Annotated in this window: 16 protein-coding genes; 6 read left to right on the top strand and 10 right to left on the bottom strand. The window is 64.9% G+C overall.

Annotated elements, in window-relative coordinates:
- Window positions 1-56: 56 nt before the first annotated feature.
- The 7 genes from WV31_RS18755 to nosZ form a co-directional block, all read right to left on the bottom strand.
- Window positions 57-1,019 (bottom strand): NapH/MauN family ferredoxin-type protein, encoded by a 963-nt coding sequence (locus WV31_RS18755; RefSeq protein WP_085374974.1) that lies wholly within the window; start codon window positions 1,017-1,019, stop codon window positions 57-59.
- The gene (locus WV31_RS18750) at window positions 1,019-1,786 is read right to left on the bottom strand and encodes a 4Fe-4S dicluster domain-containing protein (protein ID WP_085374973.1); all 768 of its coding nucleotides are present in this window, start codon (window positions 1,784-1,786) and stop codon (window positions 1,019-1,021) included. The genes WV31_RS18755 and WV31_RS18750 overlap by 1 nt, the downstream gene beginning before the upstream one ends.
- Window positions 1,779-3,422, bottom strand: coding sequence for a nitrous oxide reductase family maturation protein NosD (gene nosD, locus WV31_RS18745; RefSeq protein ID WP_237051379.1), 1,644 nt, complete (start codon window positions 3,420-3,422; stop codon window positions 1,779-1,781). The genes WV31_RS18750 and nosD overlap by 8 nt, the downstream gene beginning before the upstream one ends.
- A gap of 39 nt (window positions 3,423-3,461) precedes the next feature.
- A complete protein-coding gene (locus WV31_RS18740; RefSeq protein WP_085375677.1) occupies window positions 3,462-4,142 on the bottom strand; it encodes a hypothetical protein in 681 nt (226 codons plus the stop codon).
- A 99-nt stretch (window positions 4,143-4,241) separates the two neighbouring features.
- The gene (locus tag WV31_RS18735) at window positions 4,242-4,997 is read right to left on the bottom strand and encodes a c-type cytochrome (RefSeq protein WP_085374972.1); all 756 of its coding nucleotides are present in this window, start codon (window positions 4,995-4,997) and stop codon (window positions 4,242-4,244) included.
- Window positions 4,998-5,055: 58 nt separating this feature from the next.
- Window positions 5,056-5,676 (bottom strand): c-type cytochrome, encoded by a 621-nt coding sequence (locus tag WV31_RS18730; protein ID WP_085374971.1) that lies wholly within the window; start codon window positions 5,674-5,676, stop codon window positions 5,056-5,058.
- Window positions 5,677-5,934: 258 nt separating this feature from the next.
- Entirely contained in the window at window positions 5,935-8,139 is a 2,205-nt protein-coding gene (nosZ, locus tag WV31_RS18725; protein WP_237051378.1) for a Sec-dependent nitrous-oxide reductase, read from the bottom strand.
- Between the two features lie 311 nt (window positions 8,140-8,450).
- Between nosZ and WV31_RS18720 the strand changes: the two genes are divergently transcribed.
- Complete coding sequence (locus WV31_RS18720; RefSeq protein WP_237051377.1) at window positions 8,451-9,023, top strand: SCO family protein; 573 nt, start codon at window positions 8,451-8,453, stop codon at window positions 9,021-9,023.
- A gap of 3 nt (window positions 9,024-9,026) precedes the next feature.
- Complete coding sequence (locus WV31_RS18715; RefSeq protein WP_085374968.1) at window positions 9,027-9,605, top strand: TlpA disulfide reductase family protein; 579 nt, start codon at window positions 9,027-9,029, stop codon at window positions 9,603-9,605.
- Between the two features lie 5 nt (window positions 9,606-9,610).
- Here the strand turns inward: WV31_RS18715 and WV31_RS18710 are convergent, their stop codons facing one another.
- The 3 genes from WV31_RS18710 to WV31_RS18700 form a co-directional block, all read right to left on the bottom strand.
- Entirely contained in the window at window positions 9,611-10,087 is a 477-nt protein-coding gene (locus tag WV31_RS18710; RefSeq protein ID WP_085374967.1) for a copper chaperone PCu(A)C, read from the bottom strand.
- A gap of 98 nt (window positions 10,088-10,185) precedes the next feature.
- A complete protein-coding gene (locus tag WV31_RS18705; RefSeq protein ID WP_237051376.1) occupies window positions 10,186-10,623 on the bottom strand; it encodes a hypothetical protein in 438 nt (145 codons plus the stop codon).
- A gap of 86 nt (window positions 10,624-10,709) precedes the next feature.
- Window positions 10,710-11,129, bottom strand: coding sequence for a bacteriohemerythrin (locus WV31_RS18700; RefSeq protein ID WP_085375673.1), 420 nt, complete (start codon window positions 11,127-11,129; stop codon window positions 10,710-10,712).
- 159 nt (window positions 11,130-11,288) lie between these two features.
- Between WV31_RS18700 and WV31_RS18695 the strand changes: the two genes are divergently transcribed.
- The 4 genes from WV31_RS18695 (at window position 11,289) to WV31_RS18680 (ending at window position 16,579) form a co-directional block, all read left to right on the top strand.
- Window positions 11,289-11,669 (top strand): hypothetical protein, encoded by a 381-nt coding sequence (locus WV31_RS18695; protein WP_085374966.1) that lies wholly within the window; start codon window positions 11,289-11,291, stop codon window positions 11,667-11,669.
- Between the two features lie 92 nt (window positions 11,670-11,761).
- Complete coding sequence (locus WV31_RS18690) at window positions 11,762-12,916, top strand: EAL domain-containing protein (RefSeq protein WP_085374965.1); 1,155 nt, start codon at window positions 11,762-11,764, stop codon at window positions 12,914-12,916.
- The gene (locus WV31_RS18685) at window positions 12,913-13,827 is read left to right on the top strand and encodes a diguanylate cyclase (protein ID WP_085374964.1); all 915 of its coding nucleotides are present in this window, start codon (window positions 12,913-12,915) and stop codon (window positions 13,825-13,827) included. Before WV31_RS18690 ends, WV31_RS18685 begins: the two co-directional genes overlap by 4 nt.
- Window positions 13,828-13,966: 139 nt before the next feature.
- Window positions 13,967-16,579 carry a bacteriohemerythrin gene (locus WV31_RS18680; protein ID WP_085374963.1) on the top strand — a complete coding sequence of 871 codons (2,613 nt, stop codon included), beginning with the start codon at window positions 13,967-13,969 and terminating at the stop codon, window positions 16,577-16,579.
- Window positions 16,580-16,636 lie beyond the last annotated feature (57 nt).

The raw sequence follows: 16,636 nt of genomic DNA, 5'->3' as shown, positions 1-16,636 counted from the left end.
GCCCTGTCCTCTTGCCCTCGCCGCCCCCGGCCCAACTTCCGGGGAACGGCTTCAAACTACAACAGCTTGTTCAAGCCCTTGACCTCGAATTTCAGCGAGCCGGTGGGGCAGGCGTCGATACAAAGGCCGCAACGGGTGCAATCGGCGCCGATGGCGACGTTGACATCCTCGGCATAGGTTTTCTTGGTGCAGTCCAGCACATGGGGCACCAGGCAGACCTTGCGGCAATCGCCCTCGTTCAGGCAATTCTCCATGTTGTAGGTCACCCGGAGCGGCGACACCGCACCGACGAAGCCATAGGTCAGCCCGATGGGGCAGATGTAGCGGCACCACATGCGGCGGATGAAGATGATCTCGTAGGCCAGCAGGCCCAGCACCCAGACCATGGCCAGACCGGGGCCGTAGATCAGGGCGCGGCTGACGATGCCGGTGGGCGAGATGGATTCGAACACCGTATAGCCGCTCGCCACCGCCAGCAGGGCGAACACCACGTAGAGCACGGTGCGCGAACCGCGATGCAGCGGGTAATCCACCACCATCTTGCGCTTGGCCAGCGCCAGATGGATCTTTTCCGCGATCTCGGCCAGCAGATGATAGGGGCAGGTCCACGAGCAGAAGGTGCGTCCGCCCAAGAGCCACCACATGAACAGCACCGTGCCGGTGCCGATCACCAGATTGATCAGGATGACCTTGTAGGCCAGCATCACCTGGATGGCGGAATTCAGGTCGGCGAAGTGAAAGCCGATGACGCGCGACGCGGTCAGCGAGCCTTCCACCAGCTGGACATCGAAGCGGAACGACAGCACGAAGATCATGTTGACCATGATCAGCGTCGCCCAGCGGATGTTGCGCCACTTGTGGGAGTGCTTCTCGGCGTGGGCTTCCTTGATCTGGCGGGCCTTCTCCGGCCCCTTGACCTGACGGCGGGCCTCCATCATGGCCAGGGCTTCGGGCGTATACTCGGTGGGCTTCTCGGGCTGGGCGCCCAGCATCACCTTGAAGGAACGGAGGAGCTTCATCACGCGTCTCCCCACTTGCGCCGGATGTCGATGACGATGGAGGCCGGCTCGGTCGGGCAGATCATCTCGCACATGCCGCAGCCGACGCAGGCCTGGTGCACCACCGGGGTCTTGCGCTTGTCGCCGGGGTCCTTGCTCATGGGCTCCAGGCTGATGGCGTTGGGAACCGGGCACTCGCGCACGCACAGGTCGCAAAGCTCCAGGTCGTACTTGTACTCGGCCAGCTTGACCGGCTTCCAGCGGTCGATCTCGGGATAGCGGTGCACGCCCTTGAAGGGCGCGGGGCGCGCCGCGCCCTTGTAGCCCTCGCCCTTGCGCGCCAGACAGGCGTTGGGGCGGTCCAGGCGGGCGAGGCCCATTCGGACCTCTTCCTTCTTGCTGATCTTGTGGCTGAGCGCGCCCGTCGGGCAGGCCAGCACGCACTGCACCGCGTCGCAGGAAAAGTCGCAGGCCTGTTCGCGGGCGGGAACGTAAGGAACGCCGACGCCGAAGCCCTCGTCCAGGTCGCCCAGTTCGATGGCCCGCACCGGACAAACCTGCACGCACTGGCCGCACTTGATGCAGGCGGCCAGGAAATCGGCCTCGTCGATGGCTCCCGGCGGCCGCAGCCGGGGCGTCCACTTGCGCAGCACGGGAAAGAACCCGAACAGCGAAGCGCCGACCACGGCACCGCCCATGGCGATGGAACGCATCACCATGCGCCGCGTCTTGTTGTTGGCGTGGGGAACAGGGGGCGCCGCCTTGGGCGTGCCAACCTCGTCAGTCATCATCCTTACTCCCAACGGAGGAGGGTCGTTGCGGTTCGAGACTTCCCCGGCGCCGCTGGAATACCGGTTCGGCATCCGAAGCCTTCGCCGGCGCGGTGGGCGCCAGGGCGGCGGGAGGCGGCGCGGGCTGGACCGGAGCCACCACCGCCGGGGGAGATGGCGGGGCCACGGCGGGAGCCGGCGGCGGGGTATAGGGCGCCACGTCGAGCTTGGGCGCGAAGACCGCTCCCGAGGCGCGCTCGGCCTGGCCGGACGCGCCTCGGTCATGGGCCATGGGCGTCTCGCCCGCCGGCTTGGGGCGATCGGCGTTCTTGCGCAGATCCTCGGTGGCTTCAAGGGTCGAGCCGGCACGGACCTTGGCGTCGGACGCCACCAGGGGATGCTTGTCCTCCAGCATCAATACCGGCTCGGAAAAGGGCGCCAGGCGATCGAGGAAATCCAGCACCTCCAGAAGCGGCGTGCCCTTGAAGAAACGGGTGTTGGGCTTGTCCATCCACACCCGGCCGGCATAATTGAACAGCTTGTGCGGCTTGTCGCCCACACCGTTGCCGTCGCGGTCGAAGCCCTGGTAATCCTCCCAGCGGTTGGAATCCCAGACATTGCGCTTGGCGCTGCCGCCGCCATAGACCGCCACTTCGGTGATGTTGCCCGAGAACAGGTTGCCGGTGAACTCGTTGTCCTTCCAGTCGTTGAGGAAGGAAACGCCGATGTCGTTATAGGCGATGCGGTTGCCGCGGATGTGGTTCTTGCTGTCGGGCTCGTAGGGCGCCACATCGATGGCGATGCCCTGGGAACAATAGAGGATGTCGTTGTTCTCGATCACCACGTCGCTGCTTTCCTTCAGCGAGATGCAGACGCCCTGGGCTCCCACCGCCTTGGCGATGACGTTGTTCCGGAGTTCGTCGCCGGTGTCGTACATCATGGAGATGCCGGTGGAATTGTCGAAGAAGTAGTTGCTCTCCGCGATGTTGTACTGGGCCTGCATCAGGTGCAGGCCATAGCGCCCGCCGCTCTGGCGGTTGCCGACGAAGCGGTTGTGGGTCGAGTACCAGAAGACGATGTCGCGGCCATTGATGAACCGGTTGTTCTCGACCAGGTTATGGTGCGAATACCACAGCTTGATGCCGTCGCCGCGCCGACCTAAGCTGATCTTCTTTCCCTCGACCACGTTGTTGCGGACGATGTTGCGCTCGGACTGCTCCAGGCTGAAGCCGAACAGAACGTTGTCCATGCGGATGTCTTCGACCACGTTGTCCTTGCCGCGCACCTGGATGCCGGCGTCCTGCTGGGCGTGGCTGGGACCCGAATTGGTGATGCGGAAATTGCGCACGGTGGCGCCGTCGGTCTTGATCCACAGGACCGAGCCCACCCCCTCGCCGTCCAGGGTGACCTGGTTCTTGCCGTCGAAGATGATCGGCTTGCTGACCACCAGATGGGATTTATAGCGCCCCGGCGGCGGCGTGATCACCTGGCCCGGTTGGGCGATGTCGATCAGGGCCTGCAGCAGGGTGGAATCCAGCAGCGGCTCGGATTCCTGGCCCTGGGGCACCGCCCCGGCGGTGGACAGCCCGGCGGCGAAGACGAAAGCCAGTGTCGCCAGTCTAGACTTTGAAAAGGTCTTGAACCAAACAACCATGGACCTCGTCTCCGCTCCTTGGCCGGACGGTGAACGGGACTATTCCGACTTCAACGCCTTGCGCTGCAGCAGCAATGCCAGGATCAGGCACAGCGACGCGGCCATCAGCATGGCGAAGCCGTAATGGGGATAGGAGAAGGTACTGAACTGCGCCACCTTGCCCTCGCCGAACACGGTGGGCATGAAGGGCTTGACCGAGAAGGCCGCCCACGAGCGCAGGTTGTGGCCGAACCACCACAGCCAGGCGGAATAATCGACCACGAAGGCCACCGGAATGACGATGCCCGACATGGGCAGCACCCACCAGAACGGCCCGGCATAGATCAGGAAGGCCGCCAGCATCACACCCACCAGCGAGAACAGGTAGGGGGCCGCCTTGATCTCGTACTTGGCGCCCACCTCGATGGGCTCCATGCCGATGAAGTGGTTGATGACGTTCATTTCCTCGACGCAGTCGAGACCGCCTTCCTCGTCGCCCCAGGCCGCCTTTTTCTGGGCCTGGACGTCCTTGGGCCGTTCCTGGCTCTTGCAGCCGTTGAAAACGCCGTTCATGTGGAAGTGGATGCGGATACCGTCGGGGAAGGTTTCGGCCGGATAGTTGGGGGCCTTCAGCGCCACCCACCAGATGGGCGAGAAATAGGCGCCGCCGATAAGAAGCGCGGCGATCACGGTCAGGATTCGCACGAGCGCGGGCTTGCTCTTGCTGTTGTTGTCGGCCATGGAAATCAACCCCGTAGGCTTGTCAGGTGGATCGGAGGGAGGGCGGCGGCCCGAAAAAACCGGGACACCGCCCCATTGTCCACCTTATATCAGAAAAATCTACTGGAAGTCAGGATTTTTCCAGCCCTTGGGCGCAGTCAGATTCGCCGGGGGCTTCAGACGCGAGGTGTAGTCCAGCACCGCCTTGGTGTCGCGCTCAGAGAAGTTCTGAATCTGCTTCATCATGTCGGGGTTGGCGTTGCGGCGCTTGCCTTCCTTGATCCACTGGTACTGGCGCATCAGGTAGTTGTAGTGCTGCGCCTGGATGCGGGGATAGAACTTGTCGTTGTCGCCGGCGCCATCGGCACCGTGGCAGCGCTCGCAGTTCTCCTTGTACAGCTTCTTGCCGTGCTCGAGATCCTTGCCGTCACCCACGCCGGGCTCGGGATTCATCTTGAGCTTCTGCATATAGGCGGCCACGTCGGCAATGGCCTGCGGGCCACCGATCTGCGACGGCAGGGCGAAGGGGTACATGGTGGGGTTGTCGCGGTTCAGCGCGCGGATATCGGCCAGCTGCTTGATCACCACCTTGGCATGCTGGCCGGCCAGCTGCGGGAAGGTGCCGTCGGTCAGGCCCCAGCCTTCCGGCTGATGGCAGGCCGAGCACACTTCGTAGACTTCACGGCCATTGTCCAGGTTCGGCTTCAGGTGAAGAGCCTCGTCCTCTTCGCCGCCGCCGGCATGCCACTGATAGCCTTCCTCGCCGAGCGACTTGCCCTTCTGCGGGGCGGCACCACCGGCGGCGATGGCGGCGCCACCGACCAGGAGAGCGGAAACAGCGACCATGGCGGCCAGGCTGTGCTTAAGCTTCAACATCGTTCTATCTCCAGGGTCTAGCGAACTGGGCCGCACACTAACGCAGCCCGGTCCGGCCTCACTTGACTGTGGACAAGTAATCCGCAATCTGGGCGATTTCGTCGTCATTGACCAAGTGCATCACAGGCTGCATGGCGTTGGCCTTGCCGTTGGCGCGCGCCCCGGTCTTGATGTCCTTGGTCTGGGCCAGGATATAGGCCTTGTCCTGACCGGCGATCATGGGATAACCGGGCAGCGGCTTCTTGCCGTCCTTGCCGTGGCACGCCACGCAGGTCTTGGTCATGAACAGGGTCTTGCCCGGGTGCGGCGCGCCGGCCGGAGCGGCGGCGGCGGCGGCGGGCGCCTCCTTCAGGCTGGCCAGATAGTCGGCGACCGCCTTCATGTCGGCTTCGGCCATGTCCTCGACGATGGGCTTCATGGAATCGACGCTCTGGCCGTTGGTGCGCGCACCGGCCTTGATGTCCTTCATCTGGTTGAGCATGTATTCGGCGCTCTGGCCGGCCAGCTTGGGGAAACCTTCCTGCAGCGGGGTCTTGGCATCCTCGCCGTGGCAGGCGGCGCAGCCCTTGTCGGCGTAAAGCGCCTTGCCATCGGCGGCAAGCGCGGGCGCCAGGGTGACGGCGCCAAAGGCGGCGGCCAAAGCCATGACGGGAAGCTGCCGCTTGATGGTCTTGAACATGTCTGATCCTCTCCAGCTCGGGACGACCGGGGACATGGCCCAGCCCGCCCCCGAATTTGCACGGAAACTACGCTCGGGGCGCGATCGTCCCCATGACTTTGGTTAAGTATTGAGTTCTTCGGAAGAGCGCCGGCGCGACGCAAGGCGCGGGGCATGCTTCGGCACAAAAAAGAAAGGCGGAGCGGGCAAGCCCACCCCGCCAGATCCTTTGCGCGGCAACCGGGGCGGGCGAACCCGCCCCGGCCAAACCGCAACCGCTTACTTGGCGGCTTCTACCTTCTTGGCGCCGTTCTGCTCCAGGAAGGTCTTGGCACGCAGACCGATATCGGCGGCCTTGACCTGATACTGGAACCACTGCTCGGCCCACAGGAAGGCGCTGTTGAAGTCGCCCTTGGCGGCGAATTCCTCAGACTTCTTCTTGTTCTGCTCGGCGTAGCCCAGCTGCTCGGTGGCGTCTTCGACCATGGCGACCACCTGCGGGAAGTCCTTGAAGTTCACGCTGGTGATGTAGCCGACGACGCTGTTGATGACGGCCTGGGTATCGTTGTTGGCCTTCACGCGGGCGTCGTATTCCTTCTGGCCGTAAACCTGGCCTTCCTTGCCCTTGGCACCCGTGGCCTTGTAGTTGGCGGGCTGAACCAGCAGGTAGCCTTCCATCTCAAGGTGCAGCGCCGAGCAGAACTCGGTGCAGTAGTACGGGTACACGCCGGCCTTGTTGGCCTTGACGGTCAGCGAGGCGGTCTTGCCCGGCTCGATGGACAGGTTGCCGTTGTGCTTGGAGATGGCGAAACCATGGGTTTCGTCCTGGGCACGCTCGAGGTTGGTCAGGTGGACGGTGATTTCGTCACCCTCGTTCGCCTCGATGATTTCCGGCGTGATGTGCGAGCGGATCACGGTGCCGAACACCTCGACCTTGCCCGGCTTCTTCTCGATACGCTCCTGGCCGGGGCGAACCGCGAACGGCGACTTCTTCTCGGTGCGAGAGTCGGTGCCGAACGGATAGCGGACGTTGGTCTTCAGCTTCTCGGTCGCGATGGACACGGCGTAGTGGGGCTCGCCCAGCGGCAGCGGCATATCGTACAGCAGCTGCATCTTGTCGCCGGAGATGTCGATCAGCTGGTGGTTCTGCGGATGCAGCGGACCCACCTGGGCGAAACGATCGATGGCCAGCTTGTTGAGAGCGATCAGGTACTTGCCCTTGGGCTTGGCGGTGTCGCCTTCCATGGCCATCAGGTGGCCGATGTTGTAGTGGACGGAAATTTTGTCAAGCACCTTGCCTTCACAGTAGTCCCACTTGGCGACCATGGAGTCCACGTACAGCGAGGTGTACGCGGTGCAGGGCTTGGAGTCGTACTGGGTGTGGAGCGGGCCGAGGCCCAGCGCCACCTGCTTGTGGGCGACGGTCTCCAGGGCGATGATCGGAATGCCGTACTCGTCCTTGCCGGCATAGGTGCCGGCCTTCATGGCGGCTTCGATCTTGGAGATGTCGTAGACGGTGGTGTGGCTGTCCAGCTTGCCGGACACGATCACGTACTTGCCGTCGGGGGTGACGTCGGCGCCGTGGGGGCTCTTGGGCTCGGGGATGAGCACCAGGATGCCTTCCTTGACGGCGGTGTCGATGGTCAGCACGTTGTGGCCGTTGATCTTCTTGGCCTTGCCGGCCTTGACCAGCTCGGCGGCCTTCTTCCAGTTGATCACGTGCAGGTAGTCGTGGTCCTTGGCCGAGCAGCCCGCTTCGAAGGGCGGACGGCCGCGCTCGATGCCGCCGACGTAACGCTCGGTGCAGAAGGAGTTCACGAAAGCCCAGCCATCCGACGGACCCTTGCCGAAGTCGGACAGATCCTGGCTGTAGGGCGGCAGTTCGAGGGAGAACGAGTTCTCGGGCTCGATGCGGCCATGCTCGCGGTTGAACTTCCAGAAGGTGGTCGCACCGCGATACTTCTCGTTGAACTGCTCCAGCGGAGCGAATTCACCGCCCAGCGGAGCGGCGTACTGGGCCGGCTCGATCACGTAGTCGGTGTTCGGGCTGACGAAGGCGCCGCCGTGCTCGGACTGCATGATCGGGTTCTGGACGATCTGCTTGGTCTCGAAGTCGCGCAGGTCGACCACCGCGATGCGGGGCGTGTTCTTGTCGTTGATGAACAGCCACTGGCCGTCGGTCTCGCCGTTGGTCTCGGAGATGGCCGGGTGGTGGGTGTCGCCCCACAGGATGGTGCGACCCTGGACGTCCGAGCCCTGCTTCAGCACGGCCTTGGATTCGTCGTCGTAACCATAGCCCTGCCAGGGCTCGGGAGTGAACACGCCGATGTACTTCAGGATGCGCATCGAGGGCACGCCGTACACGATCACCTGACCGCTCTGGCCACCCGAGCTGAACACCACGAATTCGTCGATCTTGCCGGTCGGATTGTAGGTCTTGGCGGCGGCCATCAGGTCGTTCTCGGTCAGACCGCGGCGCTTCATCACATCCTGCAGCGACTCGGCCGAGGCAGCACTGGCCACAAGGGCGCCAAAGCTGACAGTAGCGAGCAGAGTCGCCAGTTTGCGGCTTCTATGCATCTTCCCCACCTTTTGAATTGTTGAAACTAAACAAATGATACCCAACCTTCGCCGAAGACGATGGGACCGGGGCGGACCAAAAGCCTTAACTTTCGTCAAGAAAGCCTACGTAAATTCCTCGCGCCCTCGGCATGGCCGCCGGGCTATGATCGCGCTTCCCAAATGCCTGATTGAAAGGCATCAAGGGGCGTCACGAGGACAAGGGACCCAAGGACATGCGACGGCTGCTGCTTACCCTGATGATGTGCCTGGCCATGGTTCCGGCCGCCCGAGCCCAGGAGGATTCCAGGGTTTCCGGGCGCTTCCTGCTGACCGACATGAACGGGCGGACCGTCACCGACGAGATGTACCGGGGCAAGATCCGCCTGGTCACCTTCGGCTACACCTTCTGCCCCGACATCTGCCCCACCGTCTTGAACACCCTGTCCATGGTTCTGGACCAGCTGGGCTCCGACAAGGCCAAGGTGGCGACCCTGTTCATCTCGGTGGACCCCGAGCGCGACACGCCGGCCCATCTCAAGGAATACCTGAACGCCTTTCCCGACATCACCGGCCTGTCGGGCACGCCCGAGCAGGTCGCCGCCGCCGCGCGCAATTTCAAGGTCCGCTACGAACGCCAGAAGCCCGAGGGCGACGACCCCAGGAGCTATGCCGTCGACCACACCGCCTCCATCTACATCATGGACCGCGAGGGCGATTTCCTGGCCAAGATGCCGCACATGTCGGCGCCAGACCGGGTGGCAGACCGGGTGCGGACCTACCTTTCGCCGCGCAAGGCGGAGAACTAGGCCATGAAGCGCCGCGCCTTCATCCTGGCCGCCGCCTCCCTGGCTGCCCTCCCCGCCTCGGCGGCCCCCAAGGGGCTGCGCGGCCTGGTCATCCACGATCAGCCCAAGCCGGTGGCTGCACTCGATATCCGCGATTCAGAATCCCGCGCGGCCGGCCTGGATTTGCTTAAGGGCAAGCCGGTCCTGCTGAACCTGTGGGCCAGCTGGTGCATGCCCTGCGTCGCCGAGCTTCCGGCCCTGGACCGGCTGAAACCGGACCTCGAATCCAGGGGCGTCGCCCTGGTCGCCCTGTCGCTGGATCGCGGCGGCAAGCTGACGGTGGTCAACACCTTCGCCCGCCTCGGCATCAAGAACCTGGGCATCCATACCGACGAAAACCGCGTGGCGGCGGAAAAGCTGGATGCCCCGGCCCTGCCGGTGACGCTGCTGATCGACGCCCAGGGGCGCGAGATCGCCCGCTTCATCGGCGCCGCCGAATGGGACGGCCCGCCGGCCGCCCGCCTGCTGGACGCCCTGGCGGCGGGAAAGCCGCTGACGCCCGACATGGCGCCGCCCCCGGTCAAGATGGGCGCGGCGCCTTAGGGCTTTCAGTGCTTGTGCATCATGCCGCCCGGCATGGCGGCGCCGGGGGCCATGGCGCCGGCGGCCTGGACCGGAACCTGAACCACCACCGCGCCGGCCTTCTCGAATTTCAGGGTCAGTTGGACGGCGGCGCCCTCCTTCACCGGGGCGTTCAGCCCGATGAACATGATGTGGTCGCCGCCCGGCTTCAGCTCGACCGTGCCGTGCTCGGGCAGGGCCAGGGACTCGACCTTGCGCATGCGGTAGATGTCGCCGTCCTTCACATGGGTATGCAACTCCACGCTCTTGGAAATGCCGGCCTCGGCCGCCAGCAGACGGTCGGCGCCGCCGTGATTGTGGATGGTCAGGAAGGCGGCACCGGTGCCGCCGGTCATGGGAGCGGCCCGCATGAACGGATTGACCACCTCGATATCGGCGGCGGCCGCCTGACCCGAGACGGACAGGCCCAGCACTAAGGCGGCGGCAATGGCAAAGGACTTCATCGGGACACTCCAGACAGTAGACAGCTACGGTCGCCCCCGAAGGATGGGGACGGCGAAAGTTTTGCGATGGGACATTTCAGGGATGGCGGCGGGCGACGTCAAGCCGCACGGATCGGAGGACCGCGGGCGAGCCGGTGGCGGGATGCCTGCCCGTCCATGCGTGACGAGCCCGTCGCGGCGATGCGAAGCCCTGCCGTACCTGCGGTGGGTACTTTGAAGGTTGGGGACGGCAATGCCCCTTTCGCCGGCGACGCGGCCTGGCACACCAGGCAGCATCCGTGGCTTTCGGACTGCCCCTCGTCGCCCATGGGGGATGGAACCGCCGTACGCTCGGTTCCGCCCGCGGGCGACGCGTGGCAGATGCCGGTCCGTGCGGCCAGCGTGACCAGCAGGGTTTCCCCCCTGAACGCCAGATCGAGACCGGGAAGCAACCCCTGGAAGACGAAGCCCGCCGCGACCAGCGCGACCGCCAGCAGCCGCGCCATGGGGCTGCGGCCGAAGCGGACGGTGGACAGGACGGCGGGGCCAGAACGCAAGGCGGTCCTCCTCGGGGGTCCTACAGGAACGCACGCCCGGCGGTCACAAACATTGATTCTGATCAAGTCGTCGCCCGGCGCGGTTCTCAGCCCCGCGCGGCGGCGGCGGGGCGGCGAACGGTGGCGGCACGAGCCCGGAGATAGGGGGACAGCTTGGAATCCTCACCCATGATGTGGGCCATCACCCACTTTTCCATCAGGCTGCGGACGGCCAGGACAAAGTCTTCGTGCTTGACGGCGGAAAGCAGCGGCAGCAGCAGCACCCGGCGCAACGCGGCCGCCATTTCGGAATGCAGCGCCTTGTGCCGGGCATAGTCGGGATAGCCGCATTGCAGCATCTGCTGCTCCTCGAGGGTGAAGTGCTCCCCCGCCTCGCTCATCAGCCGCGCCGCCACCGACTTGGCGGCGTCCAGCGTCCGGCTGGCTTCCAGTTCACGCCAGAGCGCGATCATGCGATCATGGTCGTCGTCGAGGGCCGGGTGTCCGATGCTGTAGCTCGCAGCCATGTCCATCCCCCTTGAAAGTACAAGGAAATAGTCCCCCATATTTCACGAGCAATCAAACGGCGGCCTGTAACGCTTTCCTGCCTCAAGATGACAGTTTGCGGTCAAAAGCAATCCGATCGTGGTAGAAGAATTCGTCACTTATTTCGAAGGTCATATTCCATGAGCCAGTATTTGTTCTTTTCCTCCATGCTTCGCTTCGTCGCCGCCAAGACCGCCGCCGCCGCTCCCGCCGCCTTGGATGCGCGCACGGCCGACATGATGGCAGTCCTGCGCCGTATCGCCGACACGGTGGAGCATGGACCCGAATTCGAGATTCCCGGCGACGGGCTGGAGCTCGCCGCCCGCGCCCTGGCCGGCTTCGCCGCCTTCTTGCAGAAAAGCATCCTTCCCGAGGCGGTGGCCCACGGCAACCAGGGGGGCGAGGCCCAGATCCGCTGGGCGGTCGACCGCGCCATGGACGCCGTCAACACATTGCTGTCGCGCGCCGCGCTGCAGGAAGGCCTGCCGGTCCGCATCACCCTGCCGCCACCTCCCGGTTGATAGGTAGTCCACCTTATTCTTGCCCGGCGACCACCGGGCATGGTTCACTACCCATTCATATTCGACGGGCGTTTCGCGGAGCGGACGAGGGCATGCTGACCAGGGATGTTGCGGCGGGCGAAGTGATCTTCCGCCAGGGTGATGCGGCCGACATGGCCTATCTGATCGAGACCGGCGTCATCCAGATCCGTCACGATGGCCCGAACGAGTGTGAGGCCCGCCCCCTGGCCCTGCTGGGGCCGGGCGAGGTGTTCGGCGAGTTGGGCGTCATCGACGGCGAGCCCCGCTCGGCCACCGCCATCGCCCAGACACCGGCGCGGCTGGTGACGGTGCGCGCCGAGAAGATCCAGCAATCCATCGCCCGCTCCGACCCGTTCTTCGCCGAACTGATGCGCAAGCTGGTGGGACGGCTGCGGCAATCGCGCAGCATGGACGTCGACGAGGTCATGGCGTCCCTGCAAAGCTCGGGATTCGGTCCGGGCTTCGAGGAAATCCTGCGCGAGCGCGACATCGCCGAAGGCATCATCCGGGGAGAGATTGAGCCCTTCCTCCAGCCCATCGTCGATCTGCGGAGCGGAGCCGTCCGGGGATATGAAACGCTGGCCCGCTGGCGTTCGGACAAGTTCGGACTGATGACGCCCTGCGCCTTCCTGCCGCTGGCGCGGCGCACCGGCCTGATCCGGCGCATCGACCTCACCATGGCCGACCGGGCGCTGAACATCTGCGCCGGCCTGGGCCGGGGCGAAGACTTGCCTTTCGTGGCCATCAACATCTCGGCCTGGCACCTGCGCGACCGCACCCTGGTCGACACCCTGAAGCGCATGCTGGCCCAGCACCGCCTGCCGCCTGCCCGCGTCTGTGTCGAGATCACCGAGACCATGCTGATCGACGAAACCTCGGATGCCGACACCATGCTGGCCGAACTGCGCGATTGCGGCATCCGCATCGCGCTCGACGATTTCGGCACCGGCTTTTCGCCGCTGGCCTTCCTCTACCGCCTGCCCATCGACATCCTGAAGATCGACGGCAGCATGGTGGAGGGAATCGAGTCCTCGCCCCGCCAGCGCGGCGTGCTGGAGGGCCTCCGGGATTTGTGCGCCCGCCTGGGCATCGAGATCATCGCCGAAGGCATCGAATCGGAGGAGAGCGCCGGCATGCTGCTGGAACTGGGCTTCACCCTGGGCCAGGGCACCCATTTCGCCGCCCCGGCCGCGGTGAATGATGCCCTGGGGAGGCTGGCGTCATGAGCAGCGAACCCGAGGATTCCACCCAGATCCACGTGCAGACCGAACAGGTCTTCGCCAGCCTGGCCGCCTACCAGCACGCCCTGACCAGCCATGTGGACTGGCTGCAATCCTGGTACAGCTCGGTTCTCAACTGGGACGACCAGGCCCGCCCCACCCCCGGAGCGGGGCATTGCCGGTTCACGGCCTGGTACGAAGGCGCCGGCCAGTCGGCCCTGGCCGACTATCCCGCCTTCGCCGAGCTGGGCCAACTGCACAGCGAGATTCATGCCAAGGCCGAGCGGATCACCGAGCGGGCGGCGGACGGACATACGGTCACCACCTCGGACTACGAGTCCATGATGGCCCTGGTCCTCGCCTTCAGCACCACCGCCCAGGAACTGGAGCGCGACACCTGGCGCACCCTGGCGACGGTGGACGCGCTGACCGGGCTGGGCAACCGCCAGACCATGATGAGCCACCTGATCGGCGAGCGCGACCGCGCCATCCGCCTGAAACAGCCCTGTTGCGTCGGATTGGCCGACATCGACCATTTCAAGAAGATCAACGACACCCATGGTCACACGGTGGGCGACCGGGTGTTGAGGGCGGTGGCGGAGGCGCTCCGCCATAACGTGCGGCCCTACGACGTCCTGTACCGCTACGGCGGCGAGGAATTCCTGGTCTGCCTGCCCGCCGCCAACCAGGAGGCCGGGCTGCTCGTGCTCGAACGCATGCGGGCCGCCATCGCGGGGTTGAACCTGACCTCGGCCACGGGCCAGCCCATTCCCGTCACCGCCACCTTCGGACTGGCCGAACTGTCCGCCGACCTGTCGGTGGAGGAATCCCTCGACCGTGCCGACATCGCGCTGTACGACGGCAAGCGCGGCGGACGCAACCGGGTCACCGTCTGGAGCCGGGACGGCGAATCCTGAAAGCCCGGGCGAAGCGGCAATTGGACACCCCAAACTATTGATGTACAATCGCCCTAACAATGGCCAAGGCCGCATGCGACGCCGCATTACCCGACCTTGAGGGCCCAACCGGCCTCGCCGCAAGAGTTAGGGGGGCTTCATGGCTGGCTTGATCAAGGTTGATATCGCCGCGGGCCTTTCGTGGGTGGAAATTCCCGACCGTGATCTGCGGGTGCTGTGCGGCTGTCCGGCCGATTCGGTCAAGCACATGATGCTGCGCGGATTGATCCGCCCCACCGAGGCGGGGGGAATCCGTTGCGAGACGGGCCCCACCGCCATTCTGCTCTCCGATGTGATGATTCAGAACGGCGCCTTCTGCAACCTGGCCGAATTCCCGGTCCTGCAGATGTTCTACCGCCAGGGCATGCTGCTGCCCGGCCACCCCAACAACACCGGACGCCGCCCCCTGCTGATCGGCCGCAACGAACAGCTCCAGGCCCAGTTCCAGTACATCTACCGCGGCAATTACGGCCTGATCTCGGTGGAGGAACTGATGGAGGCCGGGCTGGACGAGCCCACCGCGCGGGAGATGATGCGCCTCAAGCTGCGCTTCGCCTTCGGCCGCATCCAGCACCCGCGCGAACTGCTCGACACCAAGGCCCTGGCCGACGAACCCATCGAGATCGCCGACGGCGTCCAGCTTCGCCGCACCGCGCTCAACGAATTCGAGTTTTCCTATGGCGGCGAGCAGGTCAGCGTCAATCTCAACCTGCCGCCCTTCGAGATCCATGAATGCCCCTACACCCTGGGCTTCCATCAGATCCCGCGCGAGTACTTCGCCGTCATCCATTCCGGCGACGGCGACGGCTGGGACATCCGGCGGCCCAGCATGGGGGCCATCCTGGTGTTCCAGGGGCGCATCTACCTGATCGACGCCGGCCCCAACCTGATCTACTCCCTCAATTCGCTGGGCATCGGCATCAATGAGGTGGAAGGCATCTTCCACACCCATTCCCACGACGATCATTTCGCCGGGCTGACCACGCTGATCCGCGCCGACCGGCGCATCAAGTACTTCGCCACCCCCATGGTCCGCGCCGCGGTGACCAAAAAGCTGGCCGCCCTGCTGTCCATCGAGGAGGAGGATTTCGCCGACTACTTCGACGTCAGCGATCTGACCATGGGCGAGTGGAACGACGTGGGCGGCCTGGAAGTGCGCCCCATCTTCTCGCCCCACCCGGTGGAAACCACGCCCTTCTACTTCCGTGTGCTGGCCGAGGGCGGCTACCGCACCTATGCCCACATGGCCGATATTTCCGGGCTCAACATCCTGGAGGGCATGATCTCCGAGGACCCGGACAAGCCGGGCCTGTCGCTGGCCTGGTTCGAGCGCATCGTGGCCGATTACTTCGAACCGGCCGACGTCAAGAAGGTGGATATCGGCGGCGGCCTGATCCATGGCGTGGCCCAGGATTTCGCCGAGGACGGGTCGAGCAAGATCATCTTGTCCCACACCGCCCAGAAACTCACCGACGAGCAAAAGCGCATCGGCTCGGGCGCCTCGTTCGGCACGGTGGACGTGCTGGTGCGCAGCTACCGCGACTTCGCCCGGCGCTCGGCCTACGAGCATCTGGCCGGCTATTTCCCCGAGGTCGGCGACGCCCACCTGCAGGTCCTGCTCAATTGCCCGCTGGAAAGCTTCAACCCCGAAACCATCCTGATCCGCGAGGGCGTGGTGGGCAACGCCATCTACCTGGTCCTGGCCGGACAGGTGGAGATGCTGTCTTCGGACAGCCAGGTACGCTCGCTGCTGTCGGCGGGCGCCCTGCTGGGGGAACTGGCCGGGCTGCACGGCCTGCCGTCCATGGAGACCTACCGCGCCACCTCCTACGTCCAGGCCCTTCGGCTGTCCGCCGACTTCTATCTGGAATTCGTCAAGCGCCATGACCTGTTCGCCGGAATCTCCCGGCTGATGGAGATCCGCGAATTCCTCAGCCACACCTGGCTGTTCGGCGAAGTGGTGTCCACCGGAACCCTGAACCGCATCGCCACCGACATGCGCCCGTGCGCCGTCGCCGCCGGGGAAGTGCTGGCCGTGGGCGATCGCAATGTCGCCCTGATCCGGGTCGGTTCGGCCCGCCGCCTGGTGGGCGATCAGGAACTGGAGGTTCTGGGACCGGGCGACTTCTTCGGCGAGGAAACCGCCGTGTTCGAGACGCCCAGGCTGTCGCGCCTGATCTCGGCCGAGCCCATGGAGCTTTACGTGGTGCCGGCCCAGACGCTGCGAGATATTCCCGGCGTGCGCTGGAAGCTGTTCGAGACCTTCCACCGCCGCACCCGCGCCTGCGCCGAGGCCCAGATCGTCACCGCCGACGATCTGGTCTGGCGCGACGAGTACTCCGTCAACATCCAGCGCATCGACAACCACCACCGCCGCCTGTTCGAAATGTCCAACCGCCTGATCGAGGCGGTCCGCCTGGGCAAGGGCAAGACCGAAATGGGCGAGGCGCTGGACTTCCTGATGGGCTACGCCATGTACCACTTCGCCGAGGAAGAGGCGCTGCTGGAGCGCTACGGCTATCCCGAAGGCAGCGGCCATTCCGCCAAGCACCGGCGCCTGATGGCCCAGGTCCGCGAACTGGAGGAGCGGCTGTCCCACTCCGCCGTCACCGCCAAGGACGTTCTGGTCTTCCTGCAGGACTGGATCGTCAACCACATACTGATGGAAGACAGACGCTACGCCCCCTTCATCAATTCAAAGGGCGTATACTAAGGTCAATGCCCTATGGGAGGGCGGTTTGAGCCATAAAAAAAGAATGGCCCCCGGGAG

The organism is Magnetospirillum sp. ME-1 (assembly GCF_002105535.1).
GTDB lineage: Bacteria > Pseudomonadota > Alphaproteobacteria > Rhodospirillales > Magnetospirillaceae > Phaeospirillum.
The sequence above is the reverse complement of the archived record's forward strand: the minus strand, read 5'-3'. Positions and strand labels throughout refer to the sequence as shown.